Below are 24,045 nucleotides of genomic sequence, written 5' to 3' on the forward strand. Positions count from 1 at the left end.
ATTACTACCGCTATTTCTTCCTATGAAACGGAGATTTACACAACATTGCTTCTCCGACATTCCTTATCAGCTGTTTAATTCCTGCTGTAAGTCAATTCACTTGTATAGGTGATGATCTTTTCGAAATTAGGTTATCCTGCGTAGCAGAAACGCCTCCTATTGAAATATTTATATTTAAACACTAATCATTTTGGTAAACAATTTCAACTAGGTTATCAAAGCAACCTGTGAAAAAATGCTAATTTTTAAGAAATACGAGTATTTCTTTGTAGAATAAGTCAATCTAATTGGTGTAAAAATATTTTATAAATTCTCTTAAACATAATTTTGATGGAATTGTAACATAAGAAAAGTGATATTTTCAAACGGTCTAAAAGAATAGTTTTGCAGCTAAGTATCTATACTCACGGTTCAAGCTAATTACTTAACAATCAAAGACCTTATGAAAATTTTTACATTACTTGTTTCTCTATTTCTTCTAAATCTCGGCGTCAGCTATGGCGCTGGTCCGGCCACGGGCACCGACTGCGGCTGCAAGGATTCGGACAACAGTTTAAAAAATGGCGGTTTCGAGTCGGGTACCGACTTCTGGCAGAAAACAAACGGCACCAGTTTCGGTACCGACACGGAGTATAGTGAATGTGGTTCACATAATGGTTTGATGACCAATGCCGGGACGGTTTACCAGGAAGTGAACGTGACCGAAGGCAGCAAAGTGATCCTCTCCGTGTACGGCGGTACCCACAACAAATCCTTCAAGCATACGTTCAAACTGACTTTCTACAACAGCTCAGGCCAGCTGATACCGATCACCGAAGATGCGTTCAATACCGTGGACATGGACTACCAGGTTTACGAAACACATCATTTGAAACAATTTGATCTTTCGGCCACTGCGCCGGCCGGTGCTGCGAAGGTTCGGTTTTCGCTGATTTCTTCCGGCAATTATTTTAAAGTGGATGTGGCTTGTATGAGCATTAGCACGCCCAGCACACCTTGCACAGCTTGCGCGGAATCTGAAACGGTGGTTAAAAACGCGAGTTTCGAAAAAGGTACTGCGGATTGGTCCAAAGGCAATAATACATACTTCACTACCCTCGGCAAATCTTATGCTTGTGGTGAAAATGTGGGTAAAATAGATGGTGCGGGTGTAGTATTTCAGGAAATTACTGCTGCAATTGGGTCTACCATCCAAGTGAGCGCCTATGGAGCTACCAACAATGATGGCCGGACCAACCAGTTTTTGCTGGTCTTCTTAAACAGCTCGGGACAAGCACTTTCCGGCGGGGCTTCCGCAGAAGTAGATAAGAATGTGTCAGGCGGTTTGCAGCAATATTCGCTTCCTCCGACTGTCGTTCCGGCCGGTACTGCGAAAATTTATTTCGGGATGAATTCAACCGGGGACAAGTTTTACTTCGACGCGATTTGTATGTCCATCACGCCGCCGGCACAATGCGAAACCTGTGATAATAACAGACTTACAAATGCTGGTTTTGAAAGCGGCGCTTCTGGCTGGAATTCCGAAGGTGATTTCACGGTCAGCGGAGATGCAAAAAACTGCGGAAACAGTGGGGCAAAACTAACTGGCGCCGGCAAATTTTGGCAGGACATTATTTTCCAGTCGAGCTGGGGAAGCCAGATCTCGTTGAACTTCTGGAGTGCGAAGTTGAGCGGCGACGGTCAGAAATTTGAAATCTTCTTTTTCGACAGTTCTAATAAGCAGCTGGGCAAACTTGAAAAGCTGGTTACGAAGGTCTGGGCGAATGCACCGGTAGGTCTGGAAAAGTATATGCTGGCCGGTAACATTCCGGAAGGCACCAAGGTGATCCGTATACAGGGTTCCGAGTTGAGCGGTGAAATGCGGGCGGACGGACTTTGCCTCACCGTAACAGGTTCGCCGCTGCCGGTAACATTGGCCTCTTTTGAAGTGAGCAAAGAGGGCAGCACGGCACAGCTCAGATGGGCGACTACTTATGAGAGCAACTCAGCATATTTTGACATCCAGCACAGCCAGGATGGCAAAAACTGGACAAAACTGGCGACGATCGACGCGCAGGGCGAGAGTAAGAGCCTGATCACTTACAACTATACGCACACGAGCCCTTTTGCGGTGAACCTTTACCGGCTCAAAATGGTGGACCTGGACGAAACATTCGCTTACAGCGCAATCAAGAGCCTGAATTTCAGCGGCGATGAGGAGATGAAAATTTATCCAAATCCGACTTCCGACCGCATCAAGCTAAGCACCATGCAGCAGGTGGCTAATGTCAAAATTTACAACCAACTGGGTGTTTTGGTGATGGATACCTTGCCCGATTCATCCAATGAAGTAAATCTGACGAAGCTGGCGCAGGGTACTTATTTTGTCAAGATCAATAACGGAACTTCGGTTCGCAAGATCCTCGTGATTCGATAGGTATCTCGATGTCGATCACCAGCCCTCTGTTCGCAATAATGCGGGCGGAGGGCTTTTGTTTGGCTATATGTTCCTAACTTTCTGAGAAAGTAAGAAAGCGCTAGTTGAATGATCAGCAGGAATAAAGAAACGGTGGCATCGGGCCCGGAAGCGGAAAATGTGCAGGATTCGGGGGAAATAACCCGTGCAGATTTTGGAGAAGATTTTCTGTGGGGCGTGGCTACAGCAGCGTACCAGATCGAAGGTGCGGTAAATAAAGATGGCCGCGGCGATTGTATCTGGGATGTTTTTGCAAAGAGGCCTGGTAAGATCAAAAACGGTGACCACGCGGTTGAAAGCTGCGATTTTTATCATCGGTACGAGGAAGACCTGGCGCTAGCAAAATCGATGGGATTCGGCCAGTTCCGCTTTTCCATTTCCTGGTCGCGGGTGATCCCGAAAGGTCACGGAGAAGTGAACCAGCAGGGCATTGATTTTTATAACAGACTGATCGACCATTGTTTATCACTCGGAATTGAGCCCTGGATTACATTGTATCACTGGGATTTGCCGCAGGCGCTGGAAGTAGTGGGCGGCTGGAAAAACCGGAAGATCGTGGAATGGTTTGCCGCCTATTCAGAAGTGTGCGCCAAAGCATTTGGTGACCGTGTCAAAAACTGGGTGATCATGAACGAACCTATGGCTACCGCAGGACTCGGTTATACGACCGGCCTGCACGCGCCGGGAAAAAAAGGTATCTGGAATTTTCTGCCGGTGGTGCATCACCTCGCATTATGTCAGGCGGAAGGCGGCCGGGTAGTGCGAAAATACGTACCCGATGCTCGCATCGGGATCGCGCTCTCGTGCTCGTATGTGCACCCGCACAGCCAGAATGCGGCTGACATCCGCGCTGCAAAAAGGGCCGACGCATTGATGAACCGGCTTTTTATCGAACCAGCGCTGGGCCTCGGCTATCCTACGGATGCGTTTGCATTTCTCACCAATCTGGACCGCTACAAAGTCCACGGCGACGAGGAGCGGCTAAAATTTGATTTCGATTTTATTGGTATTCAAAATTATTTCAGCGTGGTGGTGCGGCATTCGTACCTCGCGCCGGTGGTTTGGTTGAAGGAAGTACCGGCGAATTTGAGGAATGTACCGGTGACAAAAATGGGCTGGGAAGTGAATGCCGACGGAATGTTCAGGATTCTCAAACAATTCGCTGAATATGAAGGTATTAAAGAGATCATTGTTTCCGAAAACGGCGCGGCTTTTGATGATGTTTTAATTGATGGAAAGGTGAAGGATGAAAAGCGACTGGCGTTTTTTAAAGATTATTTATCTGCTATTTTAAAAGCAAAAAACGCTGGCGTGAAAGTGAAAGGATATCTGGCCTGGACTTTGATGGACAATTTTGAGTGGGCGGAGGGTTACTCTGCACGTTTTGGTCTGGTATATGTGGATTTTAAAACGCAAGAGCGCGTGGTAAAAGATTCGGGGAAATGGTTTTCAGCATTCCTGAATGCAAAAGAATAGCCGAAGATTCCAACTATTCTTTCGCGAACCGTATCCTTTTGAAAACTTAAACTTGCCCCTAAGATGAAAATTTTGATCGTCCTTTTCGGCTTGCTGGCCTGGATCGGCTGCCATGAAGAAAATCAGGTTTTGAATGCTGATATCGTCGAAGCAGATGCCACTTGGGTCAATATGCTGGCTGCCGATGGCTGCTCCTGGCATTTCGAAGTAGTATCCGGCGATTCAACGCTATCTTACGTCCCCGATGCGAATTCCCAGCAAAAGATCGATAACGCGCTGGGGAAAATTCAGGACTATTACAGCTTTACGCCGGTAAGATTAAAATATAGTAAAACCGGGAATAAAGGATCTGTACAATGCGGCTGGGGAAAAACCGCAACGTATGATGAGATCAGGATCTTTGAGATCCGCAAAAAATAGCAACTTGGAAGGTCAGAGATTGAGAATGTCTTTGGCCTCTTTTTCGGAATAATAAGGTATCAGCTCGGCTTCATCAATAATTTCCTGCACCTGCTCATCTGTGGCAGGTGTTGTTTTTTGGAGGTTTTTGTCCTGATTCAACTCCTCAAATGTGATCGCTCCGCGGCGTTCCATGGTTTCCAACACTTTTTCAATCAGCTCGTCTTCCGAGTCCCGTGTTACGCGTACCTTAAATGTTTTCATGATTTACATATTTTCAAATCAGAAAGTCAAAAATCATTCCTGCGTCGCGCAACTCGCGGGCCTATTTTCACATCATTGAGAAAACAATTCTATAATCATGAAAAAGAACGCTTTACTAATGATCCTGCTCAACCTTTTTGTTGCGGCAGCAAATGCCCAGTCGGGCAATAACCAACCTTATGTGACGAAAAATTTTACCAGCTCATCCCTGAAAGAACTTTCCGTTGAAACTTCCGGCGGCTCCATTTCAGTGACGGGCGGACAGGCCAGCGGCTTCAAAGTGGAAATGTACGTGAGGCCTAATAACAACTGGAATAACAAACAGGACCTGACGAAAGAGGAAATCGAAGACCGGCTGGAAGACTACGATATCTTGATCGGTACAGAAGGCAGCCGTGTGGTGGCAACCGCCAAACGCAAAGCCAACATTCAATGGGACAATAAGAAAAGCGTCTCGATCGGGTTTAAGGTTTTCACGCCGCGGAATGTAGCTACTTACCTAAAAACCAGCGGCGGCAGCATTCACATCGCCTCACTCACTGGCGAACAAAATTTTTCCACCAGTGGGGGAAGCCTGAAAATTCTGGATTTGAATGGCGCCGTGCACGGCAAAACTTCCGGCGGCAGCATTGAAGTATCGCAATGCAGCAACGAAATAGAGCTGCAAACCAGCGGCGGAAGCATCAAAGCCAGCGAACTGAAAGGTAAGATCGAGCTGAAAACTTCGGGCGGAAGCATTGATCTGCAAAGCATTAACGGTGAAGTTTACGCGCATACCAGCGGCGGAAGCATCAAAGGCGATAACATCGACGGCGCACTGGATGCTGGAACTTCTGGTGGCTCGGTACGTCTAGCCAATGTTTCGGGGAGCCTGAAAGCCAATACCAGCGCAGGCAGCATTGAAGTGGAGCTGGCGAAGTTGGGCAAATTTGTTGAGCTACATTCTTCGGCGGGCAGCGTGCGGGTTACGATGCCGCTGGACAAAGGTGTAGATCTTGATTTGAAAGGCAACCGGGTTTCGATCCCGCTGAAAAACTTTGACGGTGAAGCTGAAAAAGACCGGGTTCGCGGCAAGATGAATGGCGGCGGTATCCCTGTGACCTTGTCGGCGAGCGCAGGAAGCGTGTATGTGAACCAATAATTTTTAGGGAAAATACAGGTCAGGAGATAGGTGGCGCGACATTCGCTATTTATCTCCTGATTTTTTTGTGACCAAATGCAGAAACAAGCGTCAAAAGGGAAACACATTTTCTTTTGACCTATGTATAAAAAAATCGTTGCGCGTTTACAGGACTATTTCGGCATTTCCCGCAAAGAGGCGAGGGGAGCGCTGGTGTTAATGATGCTTTGCTGCCTGATCATTTGGTCGCCTTTTGTTTTCAGACGGTGGATTTTACCGCATTTTCCTTCCACATCCGTGCCGCCGGATTTGAGAAAACTGGACAGCATTGCGGTAGTGCTGGAAAAAGAAAATAAAGCCAATTTCAAAAGCGGAAAGCGGGATTTTAAGAGTGATTATAAAAAAGAAGCTAAGCTTCCTGCAAAGCTCTTTGATTTTGACCCGAATACGGCGTCCGTAGAAAAATTAATGCAGCTGGGCGTACCCACATTCCTTGCCAAGAGAATTGAAAAATTCAGAAGCAAAGGCGGGAAATTTCGCAAGAAAGAAGATTTGTTAGCGATCTATGATTTTCCTGCGGAACTGTTTCAGCGCCTTGAAAGTCACATTGTTTTGCCTGAAACTGTTTTACAGAAAACATTCCCAGCAGCTCACCCAAATGTTACGAAATCCTTTTCCGAGCCGAAGAAAATTTTTACCAAACCTGCGATAGCTGCTTTTGACATTAATACCGCGGATACTACGCAGTTGGTGCAGTTAAAAGGAATTGGAAGTAAACTTTCGTTGCGGATTTTGAAATTCCGCGATGCACTCGGCGGGTTTTATTCAACAAATCAATACGCGGAGATTTTCGGTCTGGATTCGCTGGCATTATCAGAGCTGAACCGGTATGCGAAAATTTCAAGCCCAGTCACCAAAATCGCGATCAATACCATCACAGCGGCTGATCTGGCCAAACATAGCTACCTGCGTGACCGGAAAATTGTTTCGATTATTATAAACTACCGAAACCAGCACGGGCCTTATCAGAACATGGACGATTTGAGAAAAACCAAAGTCATTGATGAAAATTTACTCAAAAAAATAGAGCCTTACCTGTCGTTTTGACCTGGGTATAAGCTCTAAGATTTTGGATCCAATGTTGCCGACCAACTTTAAAAGTTGGGTTTCAGCAGATATTTCGAATAGAATGCATCAATCACTTTCACGGCTTCGTCGGGGGTGTCTACAATGCTGATCAGCTTCATATCCTCAGGGTTAATGTTGCCTTCGGTGAGCATCGTGGTTTTGATCCACTCGATGAGGCCCGACCAGTAGCTGCTGCCGACGAGCACAATCGGGAACCGGCCGATTTTTTTGGTCTGGATCAATGTCATCGCTTCGAAAAGCTCATCCAATGTTCCGAACCCGCCGGGCATCACGACAAAGCCCTGGGAATATTTGACGAACATGACTTTGCGGACAAAGAAAAAGTCGAAGTTGATGCTCTTGTCGTGGTCGATGTAAATGTTGCTGTGCTGCTCGAAAGGCAGCTTAATGTTGAGCCCGACGGACTTCCCGCCCTGCTCGAAAGCACCTTTGTTACCGGCTTCCATGATACCCGGCCCACCGCCGGTGATGACGCCGTAGCCGTGGCGCACCAGTTTGGCGGCAATGTCTTCCGCGGTTTTGTAGTAGGGATTGTCAGGTAATGTACGGGCAGAGCCGAATACAGAAACGCAGGGGCCGATTTTGGCAAGCTTGTCGAAACCTTCGACGAATTCGGCCATGACCTTAAATACGACCCAGGAATCGGCACTCTTTATTTCATTCCAGTTTCTGTCTTCAAATGCTTCTTTGATTCTTTTTTCATCTTCCGGAACCGCAGGGTTCAGGAGTGACACGTCCACTAATTCGGCGCGTGTCGGCTTTACTTCTTCACTCATTTTGTAAAACTCATTTTAGTTGTTGAATCAGATAATAGTAACTTTGCCATTATCCTAAATGTATCATCTTAAACGCTACATCCCGCCAATTTTAAAAATGAACGGGTTACAATTAACAAAAAAGTAATGAGAAAAATTGCTATTGGCGGAGACCACGCAGGCTATCCTTACAAAGAGCCAATCATTGAATGGCTTACAGCAAACGGGTTTGAAGTGAAGGATTTTGGAACATACAGCCCCGATTCGGCAGATTACGCTGATTTTGCGCATCCGGTGGCGAGTGCCGTTGAAAGCGGCGAGTTTGAAAAAGGCGTACTGCTTTGCGGCAGCGGCCAGGGAGTTTGCATCACGGCCAACAAACATCAGGGAATCCGTGCAGCGTTGGTGTGGGACTTGCCGCTTGCAGCTTTGGCGCGCCAGCATAACGATGCGAATGTGATCTGCTTTCCGGTACGTTTTATTGAATTGGAAACGGCATTAGCGAGCCTGGGCGCATTTTTGAGTACGGAATTTGAAGGCGGCAGGCACCAGACAAGGGTTAACAAAATCGCCTGCTAGTTGATCCGCTGGTAAATTCCTTTCCAGGGACTTTTGCTATATTGTTTTTTCAATGCCGGAACGCGACTCAGCAGTTTCGGCATAATGTTTACCTTATCCACCACAAAATCAGGCGGGTCTTTCTTGAAGTTGTTGTAAACGTGGATCACGCTGTCGAAGTTGTCCAGGTTTTGCAAATCATAGCTCGCCAGCTCCCAGTTCAGGTAAGGTGTGGCCGTAAAATTGTCGATATACTCGCCTGAATGTTGACCCAAAACCAGGATTCTTTTGGCGCGAACCTGCTCCGGCAGGTCGGCTGATTTGGCCCTCAGATTTTCCAGCTTTCCCATTGAAATTCCCGGAATAAAACCCCGCAAACCCTGATATTGGATCAGGATAATCACCGCGCCCATCAGGGTAAATTGCAGCTCATCGGCCCAGGAATTTTTCTTGAAACTCTGGAAATAATGTGTCGCAAAAAAGGCAGCTGGTGGGACGAAAATCACAAACTGCATCGGCGCCAGAAATTGCATCAAAGGAATCGTGAAAACTGCCACGATAAACCACAATGCCATCACCTGCTGGATGCGTGTCTGATAATTGACAAACCTTAATGTTGTGAAGATCCGCATGAAACCCATCACCCCGAAACCCAGCGGCAGTAATAAGGAAGCGAGCAGGGAAGAAAAATCGTTGAGATTATATTGTTTTACCTGAAAAACCGAGGTAAGCAAGTTTCGGTTGAGGCTTTCCACACCATTATTTAAATAGAAAAAAAGTACCACCATCAGCAGCGGAAAAAGCGAGCCGAACAAGCCGAGCAAATGATGCCTCACGCTGGACCCGGTGTAAAAAAGCAGCGCCAGGAATGCCCAGATCATAAAAAGTGAAGCGGGCAGGTAAAACAATGTCGCGATCCCGATATACAAACCCATCTCAAAAACCTGCGTCGTCACTTCACGCCTTACCAGCATTTTAACGATCGATCCGAATGCAAAAAGCAGGAAAGTGGTCGCCATCAGCATGGGCGACAAAGTGCCCATATCGAAGGAAATGTTCAGGAAAAGCGCGTATAGTGCGCCGGGGAGGAATGTTCGTTCCGGGAAAACTTCCCTGGAATGTATCACATAATTGAAGTACAGGATCTGGACGATCGACACGGCCATCGCGGCCAGCTGGTAAGCCCATTGCGTCCGCCCGAATAGACTGTCGATCAGCCAGTAGGTAAGTCCTGAAAACGGACTGACATTATCCCAGATATCGCGGTAGAGCATAAAGCCGCGATGCATTTGCTCGCCTACCAGCATCCAGCTCAGTTCGGGGATTAGTAGCGGGGCGCCACCAAGGAAAAACGGCAGCCGCAGCAGTAGAAAAAAAACTACCAGGCTGATGGTTTGATACCGTGCATTGACGCGAAAAAAACTGAGCAATTAGTGTCCGGATTATGTATCTTACGGGAATAACTTTCACGAAATTACAACTCCGCATTCTACAAAAACAAAATAAGTACGGATATTTGTACTTATATAAAAGGAGTGGGGGACGATATAAGAAATGGAATCAAAGAGACAACAAAAAGTAGGCAGGCAGATACAAAAGGACCTGGGCGAGATTTTTCAAAAGGACGCTCAGCATTTAACCAACGGTTCTTTTGTTACAATTACTGCTGTACGCGTGACGCCTGACCTGAGCATAGCCAGAGCTTATCTGAGTTTTTTGCCCGATAATAAAAAGACCATCCTGCTGGATACGATCAAGGAAAATACCAAGTTTTTCCGCCAGAAACTGGCTGAGCGGGTACGTCACCAGCTCCGGATCGTGCCTCATTTGCAATTCTATATTGATGATACCGCGGAATATGCCGCGAAAATGGACCTGCTTTTTTCAGACATTGTCATCCCGCCCCTGCAACCCGACGAGGAGGAAGAAACCCATTGATGTTAGCCCATGGATCTTTCTTACCGGATTGCGGTACGCTATTTTTTTTCAAAGAATAAAAGAAGCTTTATCAGCCTGATTGCCCGCATTGCCATGGCCGGTGTGGCTGTCGGGACGATGGCGATGGTGGTGGTACTGTCCGTTTTTAACGGGATGGAAGACCTTAACCGCAAGATTTTCAAGACGTTTGAGGCGGATATCCGGGTGATACCTGTTGAAGGGAAACGTTTTCAGGTGCCTCGGACGCTTGTTTCAGATGTCAAATCGGTGGAAGGCGTGCGGGGTGTGACGCAGGTAATCGAAGACAATGCGCTGGCGCGGTACGGCGGTCAGCAAATGATCATCCGGCTTAAAGGCGTCGACAGCACATTTGAGCGGCAAAGTCAGCTGGATACCGCCATGCTCGGAGGTTCCCTTAAACTATACGGACCGAATGGTACCCCGTTTGCCATTATTTCGGAAGGTATCCGCAATGCACTTTCGATTTCGCTTGAAGACATTCTGACGCCTATTGAAGTTTTGTACCCCAAAATCAGCGCCAAAGCGCTGAATCTTACTTCCCCCGAAGCATTCAACCATCTTTCACTACGTCCCGGTGGTATATTTTTTATTGAAAACAGGTACGACGATTATGTGATCGCACCGGTGGCGCTGGTGGATTCTTTAATGCAGTATAAAGGGGAAAGATCGGCGCTGGAAGTGCGCGTGGCAGCGGGTTATGAGGAGAAAAAAGTGAGCGAGGCGATTGGGCAAAAGCTTGGTAAACAGTTTGCTGTGAAAGACCGGGATTCGCAGAATGCGGATTTGCTGAGGGCGATAAAAATGGAGAAATTTTTTGTTGCAGTTACTCTGTCGCTGATTATTTTAGTCGCTGCGATCAACATTTTCTTTTCGCTCAGCATGCTCGCGATCGAGAAAAAGAAGGATGTGGCCATGTTATATGCATTAGGTGCAAATCCGTCATTGATCCGTAAAATTTTTCTGGCCGAGGGTGCGATCGTCGCATTTTCCGGCGCGATAGTCGGCTTGTGCGGCGGGATTGTTTTATGTTGGGCCCAAACTAGATACGGTTTTGTTTCCATGGGCATGAGCACCGCGCTGGTGGATGCCTATCCGGTCAAATTAATCTGGGGCGACATACTCTATACCGGCGTTATTGTCGTTATCATAACCATGCTTGTTTCATACATTCCCGCCCGAAGGGCCGCAGATGCGGGATTGATCTTACGCGTTTAAAAAATCAGGCAAACCGGCACCACGCCAATAATTGAACTACTTTTGACGAACATCCCAGCATTCAATCAGAAATCAGATATGACCGGTCATTATAAAGGACTTTTTTTGAGCCGATTGATCTTATTCTTCTTTGGAATTCTACTTTGTCTTTCCCCTGAAATAAAGGCTTCCACATTCGCGGCAGCCGATACCATTTACCGCAGAAATCCCGGGACTACCACACCGAAAGGCCCTTACCGCTCGGAGCGCGCCCGGAAAAGCGACATTCTCTACACTCGTCTCGACGTGCAGTTCGACTGGGCAAAGCAGCAGGTACCTGCCACCGCAATCCTGAAATTCAAGCCCCATTTTTATGCCCAGAATACCTTGGAACTGGATGCCAAAGGTTTTGATGTGAAAGGCGTGGTCATGTTGGATACTGTCGGTGATTATGGTGATTTATCAAAATCCGAGATCGCGGCGAAAGTGACAAAGAAGCTGGAATTCACGTACGATAAGCGGAAATTGCTCATTAAGCTGGGCAAGAATTTTACAAGAAAAGATACCCTTTTTGTCAAAATAGACTACGTGGCGCGGCCGAATGATGTGCCGAGGGGCAAGCCCGACGACAGTCCGTCGGACAAAGGTCTATACTTCATCAATGCCGATGGCATGGACGAGGGAAAACCCCGGCAAATCTGGACGCAGGGCGAAACTGAGGGAAGTTCCTGCTGGTTCCCGACGATTGATGCGCCGAACCAAAAGTTTACACAAGACATTTACATTACCGTCGATAGCACTTACAAAACCCTTTCAAATGGTTTGCTGGTTAATCAGCAGACGGAAAAAGCGCTGCGTACCGATCACTGGAAACAAACATTGCCCCACGCGCCGTACCTGACGATGCTGGCGGTGGGCGATTTTGCCGTAGCCAAAGATATGATGCCAAATGGCATGGAATTGAGCTACTATGTCGAGCCAAAATACGGCCCGGATGCGCACGCGATTTTTGGCAGGACACCTGAAATGATGGGTTTTTTTACCAACATTTTCGGCATGGAATTTCCATGGGAAAAATACGCGCAGATTGCCGTGCGGGATTTCGTGGCCGGCGCCATGGAAAATACGACGGCGACCGTGCATGAAGAAGGCGTACAAAATGATACCCGCTCGCTGGTGGATGGAAATTCAGATGCAGTCATCGCCCACGAGCTGGCGCACCACTGGTTCGGCGACTTTGTAACGAGTGAAGAATGGGGTCAACTGCCTTTAAATGAGTCATTTGCTAATTATTCCGAGTATCTGTGGAGCGAGTATAATGATGGGAAGAATGAGGCGGACTGGGGAAATTTACAGGAAATGAAATCCTATTTGCTTGAAGCCGAGACGAAGCAAGTGCCGATGATCCGGTATTTTTACAAAGACCGTGAGGATATGTTCGACAGCCACTCTTATGCAAAAGGCGGTAGGATCCTGCACATGTTGCGAAATCTGGTTGGGGATGATGCTTTTTTTGCTTCGCTGCAGCATTACCTCAAAAGCCACGCATTTGGTACTGCCGAGATCGACGATCTGAGAATGTCATTTGAAAAAATCACCGGGCAGGATCTCAACTGGTTTTTCGACCAGTGGTTCCGGCGGCCGGGACATCCATCACTCAAAATCACACAGAATTATGTGGCTACAACCGGCAAGGTAACATTGAATGTCAAGCAGGTGCAGGATACATTGGCGACGACAGTTTACAGGCTTCCGGTGAAAGTGGATGTTTGGGTAAGTGGAAAGAAGAATGAGTATGAGGTGCTGATCGATAAGGTAAATCAAACCCTGGAATTTCCGGCTGCTAAAAAGCCCGATTTGGTGCTGTTTGATGCGGATGCACAGCTGCTGGGTGTCATCGAGCACGAGAAAAACCGCCCGGAAATGGCGTTCCAGTATCAAAACACCGAGCGATTTTTACATAAATACGAAGCATTGTCCCAGCTGGAAGGCGGCATGGCTGATAGCACAGTGCGCGGAATTATCGTGAAAGCGATGAATGATCCTTTCTGGAAAATGCGCCAGATGGCGGTAAGCAATTTCAGCGAATATGACGGGCCTGGGTTTGCGGACATTGAAAAAACCATCCAAAGCCTCGCCCGCCGCGATCCGCACCCTCAGGTACGTGCCGAAGCGATCATTACCCTGGCATCTTTCGGTGATAACAACAGCGACCCGATTTTCCGGGAAGCTTTGAGCGACAGCTCTTACCAGGTTGTATCGGTAGCCATCGAGAAGTATTTGATGGGGCAGCCCAATGATGCAAATGAAATTGCCACGCAGTTTGAAGATTCACCCAATGATGCAATCGTCACTTCGGTAGGCAATTATTATGCTGGCCTGGCACAACCGGAGCGTTTTGATTGGTTTCTGATAAAAATGAAAACCATGAAACCGACCGAGAAATACAACTTCCTGCAAGTTTTCGGTAAATACCTCATCAAATCCAAGCAAGACATTCAGCGCAAAAGCATCCCGATACTCGAAGGTCTGGCCCGCGAAAATCCATCCTATTTCGTCCGTTTCGGCGCATTCCAAGCCCTGGGCTTATTGACAGACATCCAAGGCGTAACCTCCCTCCGCAAAGATATCCGCGCCAAAGAAACCGAACCCAAGTTGAAGGAAATGTATAGCCAGTTTGGGGAGTTGTAGCTTTTAGGATGTGATCACGCCTCCGGATCCAGATAATAGTCCAAATTCTCCCGCGTAATAATATCCAGTGGCAGAAATTTAATCGGCTGAATTTCTTTCTTGAAAACCAGGTAATTGGCTAGTTGGTGAATGCCCCAGTAGCCCTGACCAAGTGGGTTTTGGTTGATCAGGAAATTGATGATCTCTTTGTTGAGGTAGTTTAGGTTGGGTTCCAACAAGTCGTATCCTACCAGTTTGATGTCCTGAATGTTGTTCTTTTCCAGGTATGCCGCTACTTCGAAGGCTTTGGAATTGGTTACATACACGGCCCGTAGATCCGGTTTTTCCTTTAAAATTTCATCCAGTTGCGCGTCGGGCGTTTGTCCGTCAGGGAAATTGATCTCTCGGCTGATAATGTCAAAATGCTGTTCGGAGGATTTGGTATGAAAATAATCCCGGAAACCGTCTTCCTTGGTAATCAAGTGGGCGGAGTTGGAAATGTCTTCGTTGACGTGTGCCACTAGAATGCTGCCGGAACTTTGCAATCCAAAACTTAATATTTTCGCTGCCAGCGAGCCGCTGCGGTAAGAATCCTGCCCGATGTAGCAAAGCGGGTCTACATGCTCAATCTGCGTGTTAAAAAGCACGTAAGGAATTTGAAGGTCAGCCCATTCCTTGAAAAACGGAAGTGCTTCTTTATAAAAAACCGGCGCGATCAGCAGCCCGTCGGGATGCTCATGCGTCACTTCATGCGCTTTCTCGATAAAAGAATGTTCGTCGTGTGAATTGAAAATGAACTGTGTGATATAAACGCCGTACTGGCGCAACTCTTTTTCGGCTTTTTCAAAACCAGTTTTTGGGGCTTCCCAGTAAGGGTCCAGGCGGGAATCAGGAACTAGCACCGCAAGATTGTAAGTCCGTTGCGATTTCAGCGATTGCGCAATGAAATTCGGCTCGTAATTTAATTCCTTGACGATGGCTAAAATCCGCTCCCGCACGTCGTCCGCCACCCTTCCCCGGTTGTGCAACACCCTGTCCACGGTGCCTTTCGAAGTCTGTGCTTTTTCTGCTATATCCTTTATTCTGACGATTTTCTTTTTCACATGTAGCTTATTCAAATGCTCTTTTTAAAAGTCTGCAAAGCTAATAACTAATGGTTAACATGACCTAAAAGTTAGGATATACCGATTTTACGACTAATTTTGCGATGCGTACCCGCAAAATATTACGTAGAAGTTTGCATAACTAAGTCAATAAATCGACTTTTCCTTGCTCTTAAACTTGATCGCCTGACCTTTAACCTTTTCATAATTTTTCATATTTCCTGATCCTGAAATTCCCGAAAGCGCTTGACAACCATCAGGCGCTTTCTTGTTTTTAAGGGATCTCAATGATTACGTCGTCGCTATCGACGTAGGCGGAGCAGGTCAGTATCCAGCCATCTTTCAGGTCACGGTCGGTCAGTACTTCGTTGACGCTCATGTGTATCTTGCCGTTTTTACAAATGCCCGCACAGGAGGCGCAGCGGCCGCCTTTGCAGCTATATGGCAGGTGAATTCCCTCCGCCAGGGCGGCGTCCAGCACGGTGGTGTGGGCGGGTACCAGCAAATGATGCATTTGTTTTCTGAAATGCAGCAGGATTTTATGCGAAAATGAATCCGGCGGCGGCGGGGGAGGCGAGGTAATAACAAAATTCTCTTTCCGGATCTGTGCATTGGAGAAGCCCATAAAATGCAGCGTAATTTCCGTGGAGCGCATCAGATCAAAAGGACCGCAGATGAAAAATCGGGCATCGGCGCGGTCAAAACGCAGAGATTTGTTGATCAGCTGTTCGAGTCTGGTGTTATTGATCCGGCCGCGGATCCCGTTCCAGTCGTCGGCGGGCTGGCTGTGAATGTGGATGACGGAAAGTCGCTCGGGATAATGTTTTTGCCAGGTTTCGATCTCATCCCAAAATAAAGTATTGCTGGAATTCCGGCTGGCATAAATCAGCGTCACGTGATCGGTTTCGCTGGTTTTCAAGGTTTGTTTTAAAAGTGAAAAAAGCGGCGTAATACCACTTCCTGCACCAATCAATATCAAATCCCTGGGATTTTCACCGGCTTCATCGAGTACAAACCTCCCCGAAGGCGGCAATGCGTCAAACGTATCACCGACCTTAACATGGTCTATCCAGAAGCGGGAAATTTCACCATTTGGGACGCGCTTGACGGTGATTGCCGGATTAAGGTCTGTGCCGGGCGCCGAGCTCATGGAATAAGAACGCCGGACTTCGTGGCCGTGCATTTGGATCAGGAATGTCAGAAACTGACCCGCTTTATAATCAATCCGCGCTCCATCCATGCTTTCAAAAACGAATGTTTTCGAATCGCTCGCTTCGTTCCTGATTTCCTTGACGCGTAATGATAAGATCGATTCCGACATGAATTTTTAGCTGTTCTCCGTACTTTTTATGCTTTCAAAATTGTTCCAAAGCATTTCATATTCTGCCAGTAAAGTCCAGCAATGCGCCTCACAAACCCAGTGCATGTGAAAAAGAGGGTTCACCGACAATCGATATAGCAGAGGATTTTCATAAGCGGTAAGCAGGCCTGCGATAAAAAAGTAAAAGCCTTTGAAATCGGTTTTTGCAAAGTTTTCAACTGAAATTCTTTCGGTTTTAACTCCAAGGCGAATCAGGGATGTGGATAGCAGTACGCGGTCCATTTTACTTTTTGTACTGCTAAGCAATGTTTGAATGTCCTGAACAAATTTTTCCCGCACAGGTTTTAAAACTTCGGGATCAAATGCCGAAACAAGGCGAGCAACATGGTAAACAATCAGCGGCGTGCGCGGATACTGGTGCGCGCAGCGGAATGGTTCACTCATATAGCGGCCGGTTTCAATCACCGAGCGGATGTATTGCAGACTATCCAGATCGTGCTGGTTGAGCGGCAAATCATAATGCAGAATGCAGTAAAGCATGTTGCTCAGCACGCTCACATCAAATTCCACATACATATTTTTGCCAAACCAGGTCGAGTAGGCGAGCAGCCGGCTGTATTCGGGATAGGTGTTTTTAATCCACTGCTTGCTGCCATTTGCGTGCAGCGCTAGTTTGCTTTTCAACCAATGTAATTCTTTCCGCGATGGGCTGGTGGTCAGGTAGATAAATGCTGTATCATCAATGTCATCAGGAATCCGGAAATGTTCGAAATGACGAAAGATATAACCGTTTGGGAAATGCTGGGAAGGTTTGGTTTTCCAGAAATTATAGGTTTTTAGTCCGTCTTTATTCTGGAAATCAGGATAGTTAACCGTGATTTTCGAGCATATCTTTTCAATACGCTCTGCCGAATCAGCATCAACTTTTTTCTGGATGGATTTTAATGTAAAACAAATAATGGCCGAGAAGAAAATGGTCGTATCCGGCCTCTTGTACCCGATGATCGGGTTAATGCGGTGAGCTGGGAAAATTCCTTCCGGAAAAATAGCGTCGCCTTTCGATTGCAGGTTTTCGATCTCTTCAATAAACTTCTGCATCGGGCTGTTCATAAGCCGAAACTAACAAAACAGCCCAAAAAAAGAAACCCCGCCGCAAGCGACGGGGCCTCCCTACTGATAGATTATATTTTTAAACGCCTTCCGCAACTACCTCTTTTACGTCGGGTACCATTCTTGTCAGCAAGTTTTCAATTCCTGCTTTCAATGTTAATGTGGAAGATGGGCAGCCGCTGCAAGAGCCTTGCAGCAAGACTTTTACAGTTCCGGATTCTTCATTGAATGAATGAAAATTAATCGCGCCGCCATCCGATTCCACCGCCGGACGAACATAAGTATCCAGCGCTGCCTTGATTTTTTGTACCGTATCCGAATCCCGCGCATCGACGATCAAAGTATTGCTGTCAATCGTTCTTTGCTCAAAAACCGGGTGGTTTTCTTCGAAATAAATTTTGATAAACTGCTTGGTATCCCTCATCACCTCTTCCCAGGCAATCGAATCGTCTTTGGTAATGGTGATGAAGTTGCTGGCGATGAAAACGCGTTTTACGTGCGGAAATTGAAAAAGGTCCGAGGCCAGGGGCGAGGCTTTACCTTCTTCCAAAGCCGCTTGCAGTGATGGATAATCAAACGAAAGTCCGTCGGGAACCAGCTCGAAGTTCAGGACAAACTTCATCGAATTCGGGTTGGGACTTAATTCTGTATATACAAAAACCGGACGTGATAGCATTTTGAAATCTTTAATATAATTAGGGAGATGAACTTATAAGGGACAAACAAGGAAATGCCGCTTTTGGTTTTGGAAAACCTTTTTGCGAAACAATAAAAAACCCGTAGAACGATTTGTCCGACGGGCTTTTCTGAATTTCCAATAATTAAACCAAGCTGACTATGCTTCTGCTGCAACTTCTACCGCAGGAGCCGCGATTGGCTCAATGTGTACGTAAGACCGGTTTTCGCGGGTCTTGCGGAAAACTACATTGCCATCAACCAATGCAAAAAGCGTATGGTCGCGACCGATACCTACATTTTTGCCTGGGTTATGTTTTGTGCCACGCTGACGAACCAGGATATTACCTGCTTTGGCAAGCTGACCACCGAATAATTTTACACCAAGACGCTTGCTTTCCGATTCACGTCCGTTTTTCGAGCTACCTACACCTTTCTTATGTGCCATGATATCTTACTTATTAATGATAGTTTCTGATTAAAAAATGTTACGCAACGATTTCGTCAATGCTGATCTTGGTCAGGTACTGACGGTGACCATTCTTAACTCTGTAACCTTTACGTCTTTTCTTTTTGAAGACGATCACTTTTTCACCTTTAAGGTGTTCAAGGACAGTTGCTTTAACAGAAGCTCCTGCCACTGTTGGAAGACCTACCTGTACTGTGCCTTCGTTGTCAACGAGGAGGACTTTGTCAAATACAAGTGCAGCGTTCACGTCACCTTCAAGCCTATGCGTGAAGATTTCGCGACCCTTTTCAACTTTAAATTGCTGACCTGCGATTTCTACGATTGCGTACATGTTAATAATTGATTGTATACGGGATTTCAAAAACGAGGTGCAAAGATAGCCAGCTGAATGCAGAATTACAACGCATTAGCAAGAATATTGCCTGCTTTTTGTGCGGAAACATTTCGGGAACCTTAACTTTATATATTAGCGGTCGGCGGAAACGTTTATTCCCCAAAGTGCCTGTTGCGCTTAACAAACTTTAACACGCCGGTTTGTTACTTTTGATCAAAAAAAGCGTCTGACAATAGAATGATTACTAAAAACAACAAAATGAAAATTTGCCTGTTGATTTCAATGGTTCTTTGTCTCGGGATGAATTTTCAGAGCGGCGGTTATCAGATCGGTGACGCTGTGGGGAATTTCCGGTTGAAAAACACCGACGGAAATATGGTTTCGCTGGGCGATTATAGCAATGTTAAAGGCGTAATTGTGATTTTTACGAGCAACCATTGCCCTTTTGCCAGGGCTTACGAAGACCGTATTATCGCGCTGAACAGCAAATTTGCCTCCCAGGGTTTCCCGGTGATCGCGATCAATCCCAGCGATCCGGGCACGCACCAGGACGATACTTTTGAAAAAATGAAAGAAAGATCTTCTTCTAAAAATTATGGATATCCATATCTTGTAGATGATTCCCAGCAGGTTGCGAAAATGTTTGGGGTAGGCCGTACGCCGCAGGTATATGTGCTGCAAAAAGTTGGCGCGAAGTTCACGGTGCGGTACATGGGCATGATCGACGACAATCCGCAAGATCCGGGCGGCGTCACCAAATTGTATGTCGACGAGGCGGTATCGAACCTGGCAGGCGGCAAGCCGGTCGTGACTACCATCACAAAACCTGTGGGCTGTGCTATTAAGTGGAAAAATTGATAACAGATTGATTTTAAGTGAATATGAATAAATTTTTTACGTTCCTGATCCCAGCGCTTTTCCTTTTTGTTCAATCGGGACTGGCGCAAACCAAAAGCAAAAAATTCTCAAATGAAGGTGAATTTACCAGCAACTGCGAAGGCCCGGCGGTGGACGAGGAAGGTAATGTTTATGCCGTCAATTTTGCGCGTGATGGTACTATTGCGTTGATTAACAAACGCGGGAATGCCAGCTTTTTTGTGACTTTGCCAAAAGGCAGCACCGGCAACGGAATCCGGTTTATTGATAAAAATACGTTTTACGTGGCAGACTTCACGGGGCATAATGTGCTCAAAGTGAACATGATCACGAAAGATATCTCAGTTTTTGCTAACGAACCGAAAATGAGCCAGCCCAATGACCTGGCAATCACCGCCACAGGCCACGTTTTCTGCTCCGATCCGAACTGGAAAGAAAATACCGGCCAGATCTGGCACATTACCCCCGACGGAAAAGTAAGTCTCGCCGCTGAAAATATGGGTACCACAAACGGTATCGACGTGAGTCCTGACGAGAAGAAATTATACGTGAACGAAAGCGTCCAGCGCAAGGTCTGGGTTTTCGATCTGGCGCCAGATGGTACATTATCCAACAAAAAGCTGCTCCACGAGTTTGCAGACGGCGGCATGGACGGCATGCGCTGCGACGTGCACGGCAACCTGTACATTGCCCGTCACGGCGTAGGCGAGGTAGCGGTGCTTTCGCCGGAAGGCAAAGTGATCCACACCATTAAAACCATCGGCAAAAAAGTCTCCAACATTTGTTTCGGCGGCAAAAACGGCAAAACCTGCTACATTACCTTACAGGATAGAGGTTGCCTCGAAACCTTCACCGCCAAGACAGCTGGCCGCGAGTGGGCCATGATGAAAGCCTTCGCCGAAACCAACAAGAAGTAATTTTTCCAAAATGCATGATAACCGTCTTTGATTTCAAGGATCGGTTTATTTACTTTGTAATTCAAAGTACTTTTTTAAACCTTAAAAATCATGACATTGGAAAAACTTGCGCGCTATTTACAAGGTAACCAAAAGGTGGCCTTGCTGGCATTCGTCTCCGTCGTAGCCATGACCTTACTATCGGTGCGGATACTCATCGAAGACTGGGGTTTCATTTTTCTTGCCTGGAACCTGTTTCTTGCCTGGGTACCTTTACTATTTATCAAATGGGTTTGGGAAAAAGAAGCAAAACAAAGCCTGCCTTTCTGGCAACTCGCCATCTTCCTCACTATCTGGCTGTTGTTCTTTCCAAATGCCCCTTACATTATCACAGATTTAAAACATTTACGCGCCGTCCCCGAGCACATGATCTGGTACGATGCGCTGATGATCTTCACATTCTCGGTAGCCGGCTTCCTCACCGGACTTTACAGCATTCGCATCGTGCATCGCATCATTGTCCGCCGCTGGAACGAGCAGCTGGCCTGGATGGTCATTTCAGTTTCCATGCTAGCCAGTGGTTTTGGCGTATTCCTGGGCCGGTATGGCAGATGGAACAGCTGGGACATTGTGACGCAGCCAGGTTCGCTGGCAAGGGGTATTTTAGCCAGTCTGCGCGATCCTCTGGCCATCAAACACACCATTTCGTTTTCGTTCGTGCTGATGTTGTTGTACTTTGCGTTCCATATTTTCGCTGAATTAAAACAACATGAAGTCGCCCGTCGATATTCTTAAAGCCGTCAGAAGCTTTCGCTATGCAGGTGCCGGGATCTACAATCTGTTCCGCTACGAAAACAATGCGCGCATACATTTGATGGCCTGCCTCGCGGTGGTAATTGCCGGTGTTTTCTTTCAAATTTCTCTCACAGAGTGGATGCTGATCACGATTCAAATCGGCCTGGTTTGGGCCGCGGAGGCATTTAATACTTCCATTGAAAAACTGGCAGACCTGGTGTCGGCGGAGTATCACCCGGTCATTAAAGTTGTGAAAGATACCGCGGCGGCTGGTGTACTGATACTGGCGATTTCTGCCGTGATTGTGGGCGGGATTATCTTCATTCCCAAAGTGCTTATCTGGTTCTGATCTCAAAAATTATTTGAACAAAATTTACCCTTCACCTGACTTATGGCTCCTAATCAGGATTCTCTGCATACACTGAATGAAATCCGAAACTTGATGGAGCGATCCTCCAAGTTTTTGTCCCTGAGCGGATTAAGTGGTGTATTTGCTGGTATTTTTGCGCTTATTGGCGCAGCTGCGGCATACATTCGTTTCAAGGCTGGTTGGCTATCTGAAATTTTAGTCCCGTTTGTAAACTTAAACGGCTACTCACGGTCTGAACTCATCAGTTTTCTTCTAGTCGACGGGCTAATCGTATTAGTTTTGTCACTTGCGGCAGGCATCATTTTCACGGTCCGGAAAGGCCGGAAAAAAGGGCTGACCTTGTGGAATGGAAGTTCAAAAAGACTACTGGTCGGCATGCTGATCCCACTTTCGGCTGGCGGGATTTTCTGCCTTGCTATGCTGCATTATGGCTTTGTGTGGCTGGTTTTTCCTGCCACATTGATCTTTTACGGACTAGCCCTGGTAAATGCGAGCCGGCTTACTTATCCTGAAATTTTCTATCTCGGCATTTCAGAAGTTGTACTCGGCTGCATTTCACTTTTTCTGACCGGTTATTCCCTGGTTTTCTGGGCCTTGGGTTTTGGCGTGCTGCACATTATCTACGGTTTGACCATGCACAACCGGTACGATCGTGAGAAACTTCCCAAGCCGGGTGGTGCCGCGACCACATTGCTAATACTCCTTTTTGTAACTGCATCTCAGTGGAGTAACGCACAGATTCCGGTGGACTCGACCACCAGCCAAGCCAGAAAATGGTACGACAAGGAGACAATTTACATGCGAAATGGGAATAGTTTTGTCAAAAATAATGTCCTCTATGCAGGCCAGAAGGCATTGAACAGGGAATTTGCGATTTCTTCGGAGGGTATGGCGCTGTATGTGAAGTCGCGGCGGACGAGGAATATAGGACTGGTAATTTCGCTGGCGGGCTCGGCGGGTTCGATTATTTCGCTGATTTCGGGCAACCGGGATAATTTGCGGAAATTTTTTTGGGTATCAGTAGGAACGGGAATTGTTTCATCGGTTTTGACCATGCAGGCCAATAATATGCGCGATCAGGCTGTCTGGATCCGCAACCGCGACGCAATGCTTTTCATGGAAGCCAATCAATAATTTTAAGTGGTAACAAGGTTGGCCAATGGAATGGTTAGAAAAATTTAACAAGGTTTTTGAAAGCAAGATCAGGCTTGGGCTGATGTCTGTGCTGGTTGTCAACGACTCCCTCAGTTTCAACGAATTGAAGGATTTACTGCAACTCACAGACGGCAACCTGGCGTCACATTTAAAAGCTTTGGAAGAAACCAAATACATTGAAGTCCAGAAACAATTCAACGGAAGAAAGCCACTGACCACTTACAAATCTACCGAAGTCGGCCACAAGGCATTTACAGAACATTTGCAGGTGTTGGAAAATATGATCCGGGATAATTTGTGATTTGACAAAAGACAAAAAAAGCTGTCAGACATTGCCTGACAGCTTTTTTTATGAATTTTTAAAATCCTGATTAAAACTTAGCAGGAACCGAGAATCCGGCTTTATCCCATTGAAAATCAAGAGAAGTATCTTTTACCGTGAAAGTCAGCTTTTCCTCAGATGAAGGATAAGTTTTGTTAGGAACCGTCACTTTCAATACGTCCTTATCTTTGAATTTGTCGTAGCTGTACGCACCCCACTGTCCAAGCTGGCTGTTCAAAATAACCGTCCATTCTTTTTCATTTGGCGTTGCGAACAAAGTATAAGTTCCTGCTTTTACAGGCTTGCCACCGAATGTTCCGTCTTTTTTGAATGTGATCACAGTCGCGCTGTCTGCGCCGATCCGCCAAACTTTGCCATAAGGTTCAAGGCTTCCGCTACCTGCTTTTCCGAAAAGTACGCGGCCTTTTTTCGAAGGCTGGCCGTAGGTAACCTTCATGTTTTTGCCATCAGCAGTAACGTGCGGGCTTTGAGCAGAGGCCCAGGTAAATGCCAACAAAGTGAGGAAAAGCGACAAAAGTGTTGTTTTCATAAACAAATAAGAATTTAGTTATTTTGATTTTGGTAATTGGAAAATTAAAATCCGGGCGAAGTAAATCATT

General features: G+C 46.6%; 25 protein-coding genes. 15 read left to right on the forward strand and 10 right to left on the reverse strand.

Annotated elements, in window-relative coordinates; genetic code table 11:
* The first annotated feature begins 442 nt into the window (after window positions 1-442).
* From FEN17_RS16370 to FEN17_RS16380, 3 genes are all read left to right on the forward strand, one after another.
* Entirely contained in the window at window positions 443-2,416 is a 1,974-nt protein-coding gene (locus FEN17_RS16370; RefSeq protein WP_138366406.1) for a T9SS type A sorting domain-containing protein, read from the forward strand.
* 108 nt (window positions 2,417-2,524) lie between these two features.
* The gene (locus FEN17_RS16375; protein ID WP_138366407.1) at window positions 2,525-3,931 is read left to right on the forward strand and encodes a GH1 family beta-glucosidase; all 1,407 of its coding nucleotides are present in this window, start codon (window positions 2,525-2,527) and stop codon (window positions 3,929-3,931) included.
* A gap of 63 nt (window positions 3,932-3,994) precedes the next feature.
* Window positions 3,995-4,351: a hypothetical protein gene (locus FEN17_RS16380; protein WP_138366408.1), complete on the forward strand. Its 357-nt coding sequence runs from the start codon at window positions 3,995-3,997 to the stop codon at window positions 4,349-4,351.
* 12 nt (window positions 4,352-4,363) lie between these two features.
* On the opposite strand, the gene FEN17_RS16385 is transcribed toward FEN17_RS16380, so the two are convergent.
* A complete protein-coding gene (locus tag FEN17_RS16385) occupies window positions 4,364-4,594 on the reverse strand; it encodes a hypothetical protein (RefSeq protein ID WP_138366409.1) in 231 nt (76 codons plus the stop codon).
* Window positions 4,595-4,691: 97 nt separating this feature from the next.
* Here FEN17_RS16385 and FEN17_RS16390 point away from each other — a divergent pair, with 97 nt between their 5' ends.
* Both FEN17_RS16390 and FEN17_RS16395 read left to right on the forward strand, forming a co-directional pair.
* Window positions 4,692-5,735: a DUF4097 family beta strand repeat-containing protein gene (locus FEN17_RS16390; protein ID WP_138366410.1), complete on the forward strand. Its 1,044-nt coding sequence runs from the start codon at window positions 4,692-4,694 to the stop codon at window positions 5,733-5,735.
* Window positions 5,736-5,855: 120 nt separating this feature from the next.
* Window positions 5,856-6,821, forward strand: a complete 966-nt coding sequence (locus FEN17_RS16395) for a ComEA family DNA-binding protein (protein ID WP_138366411.1) — start codon at window positions 5,856-5,858, stop codon at window positions 6,819-6,821.
* 47 nt (window positions 6,822-6,868) lie between these two features.
* Here FEN17_RS16395 and FEN17_RS16400 read toward each other — a convergent pair whose 3' ends face one another.
* Entirely contained in the window at window positions 6,869-7,639 is a 771-nt protein-coding gene (locus tag FEN17_RS16400) for an LOG family protein (protein ID WP_138366412.1), read from the reverse strand.
* Window positions 7,640-7,765: 126 nt separating this feature from the next.
* Between FEN17_RS16400 and rpiB the strand changes: the two genes are divergently transcribed.
* On the forward strand, window positions 7,766-8,197 hold the full coding sequence (gene rpiB / locus FEN17_RS16405) for a ribose 5-phosphate isomerase B (protein WP_138366413.1): 432 nt from the start codon (window positions 7,766-7,768) through the stop codon (window positions 8,195-8,197).
* Here rpiB and FEN17_RS16410 read toward each other — a convergent pair.
* Window positions 8,194-9,606 (reverse strand): hypothetical protein, encoded by a 1,413-nt coding sequence (locus FEN17_RS16410; protein WP_138366414.1) that lies wholly within the window; start codon window positions 9,604-9,606, stop codon window positions 8,194-8,196. The two genes, rpiB and FEN17_RS16410, sit on opposite strands and share 4 nt — an antisense overlap.
* A 124-nt stretch (window positions 9,607-9,730) precedes the next feature.
* Here FEN17_RS16410 and rbfA point away from each other — a divergent pair, with 124 nt between their 5' ends.
* From rbfA to FEN17_RS16425, 3 genes are read left to right on the forward strand one after another with little or no spacing between them, the layout of a single operon-like run.
* Window positions 9,731-10,114, forward strand: a complete 384-nt coding sequence (gene rbfA / locus FEN17_RS16415) for a 30S ribosome-binding factor RbfA (RefSeq protein WP_138366415.1) — start codon at window positions 9,731-9,733, stop codon at window positions 10,112-10,114.
* Window positions 10,115-10,123: 9 nt separating this feature from the next.
* Window positions 10,124-11,350 (forward strand): ABC transporter permease, encoded by a 1,227-nt coding sequence (locus FEN17_RS16420; protein ID WP_138366416.1) that lies wholly within the window; start codon window positions 10,124-10,126, stop codon window positions 11,348-11,350.
* 42 nt (window positions 11,351-11,392) lie between these two features.
* On the forward strand, window positions 11,393-14,020 hold the full coding sequence (locus FEN17_RS16425; protein WP_229208846.1) for a M1 family metallopeptidase: 2,628 nt from the start codon (window positions 11,393-11,395) through the stop codon (window positions 14,018-14,020).
* Between the two features lie 14 nt (window positions 14,021-14,034).
* Here FEN17_RS16425 and FEN17_RS16430 read toward each other — a convergent pair whose 3' ends face one another.
* From FEN17_RS16430 to rplU, 6 genes are all read right to left on the reverse strand, one after another.
* Window positions 14,035-15,102 (reverse strand): LacI family DNA-binding transcriptional regulator, encoded by a 1,068-nt coding sequence (locus FEN17_RS16430; RefSeq protein WP_138366961.1) that lies wholly within the window; start codon window positions 15,100-15,102, stop codon window positions 14,035-14,037.
* 274 nt (window positions 15,103-15,376) lie between these two features.
* Window positions 15,377-16,423, reverse strand: a complete 1,047-nt coding sequence (locus FEN17_RS16435) for a ferredoxin--NADP reductase (RefSeq protein ID WP_138366417.1) — start codon at window positions 16,421-16,423, stop codon at window positions 15,377-15,379.
* A 6-nt stretch (window positions 16,424-16,429) separates the two neighbouring features.
* Window positions 16,430-17,521: a hypothetical protein gene (locus FEN17_RS16440; protein WP_229208847.1), complete on the reverse strand. Its 1,092-nt coding sequence runs from the start codon at window positions 17,519-17,521 to the stop codon at window positions 16,430-16,432.
* 91 nt (window positions 17,522-17,612) lie between these two features.
* Window positions 17,613-18,209, reverse strand: a complete 597-nt coding sequence (locus tag FEN17_RS16445) for a NifU family protein (protein ID WP_138366419.1) — start codon at window positions 18,207-18,209, stop codon at window positions 17,613-17,615.
* Between the two features lie 159 nt (window positions 18,210-18,368).
* Window positions 18,369-18,656: a 50S ribosomal protein L27 gene (gene rpmA / locus FEN17_RS16450; protein WP_138366420.1), complete on the reverse strand. Its 288-nt coding sequence runs from the start codon at window positions 18,654-18,656 to the stop codon at window positions 18,369-18,371.
* Between the two features lie 40 nt (window positions 18,657-18,696).
* Window positions 18,697-19,008: a 50S ribosomal protein L21 gene (rplU, locus tag FEN17_RS16455; protein WP_138366421.1), complete on the reverse strand. Its 312-nt coding sequence runs from the start codon at window positions 19,006-19,008 to the stop codon at window positions 18,697-18,699.
* A 261-nt stretch (window positions 19,009-19,269) separates the two neighbouring features.
* Between rplU and FEN17_RS16460 the strand changes: the two genes are divergently transcribed.
* From FEN17_RS16460 to FEN17_RS16485, 6 genes are all read left to right on the forward strand, one after another.
* Window positions 19,270-19,869: a thioredoxin family protein gene (locus FEN17_RS16460; RefSeq protein WP_229208848.1), complete on the forward strand. Its 600-nt coding sequence runs from the start codon at window positions 19,270-19,272 to the stop codon at window positions 19,867-19,869.
* Between the two features lie 23 nt (window positions 19,870-19,892).
* Window positions 19,893-20,804, forward strand: coding sequence for an SMP-30/gluconolactonase/LRE family protein (locus FEN17_RS16465; RefSeq protein ID WP_138366423.1), 912 nt, complete (start codon window positions 19,893-19,895; stop codon window positions 20,802-20,804).
* 90 nt (window positions 20,805-20,894) lie between these two features.
* Window positions 20,895-21,578 carry a DUF1361 domain-containing protein gene (locus tag FEN17_RS16470; RefSeq protein ID WP_138366424.1) on the forward strand — a complete coding sequence of 228 codons (684 nt, stop codon included), beginning with the start codon at window positions 20,895-20,897 and terminating at the stop codon, window positions 21,576-21,578.
* A complete protein-coding gene (locus FEN17_RS16475) occupies window positions 21,553-21,927 on the forward strand; it encodes a diacylglycerol kinase family protein (RefSeq protein ID WP_138366425.1) in 375 nt (124 codons plus the stop codon). The genes FEN17_RS16470 and FEN17_RS16475 overlap by 26 nt, the downstream gene beginning before the upstream one ends.
* Window positions 21,928-21,969: 42 nt before the next feature.
* Window positions 21,970-23,082: a hypothetical protein gene (locus FEN17_RS27850; protein WP_138366426.1), complete on the forward strand. Its 1,113-nt coding sequence runs from the start codon at window positions 21,970-21,972 to the stop codon at window positions 23,080-23,082.
* Window positions 23,083-23,107: 25 nt separating this feature from the next.
* Window positions 23,108-23,404, forward strand: coding sequence for a winged helix-turn-helix domain-containing protein (locus tag FEN17_RS16485; RefSeq protein WP_138366427.1), 297 nt, complete (start codon window positions 23,108-23,110; stop codon window positions 23,402-23,404).
* A 70-nt stretch (window positions 23,405-23,474) separates the two neighbouring features.
* Here FEN17_RS16485 and FEN17_RS16490 read toward each other — a convergent pair whose 3' ends face one another.
* Complete coding sequence (locus FEN17_RS16490) at window positions 23,475-23,975, reverse strand: DUF2911 domain-containing protein (RefSeq protein ID WP_138366428.1); 501 nt, start codon at window positions 23,973-23,975, stop codon at window positions 23,475-23,477.
* Between the last annotated feature and the right edge of the window lie 70 nt (window positions 23,976-24,045).

Origin of the sequence: Dyadobacter luticola (genome assembly GCF_005860805.1) — a bacterium.
GTDB lineage: Bacteria > Bacteroidota > Bacteroidia > Cytophagales > Spirosomataceae > Dyadobacter > Dyadobacter luticola.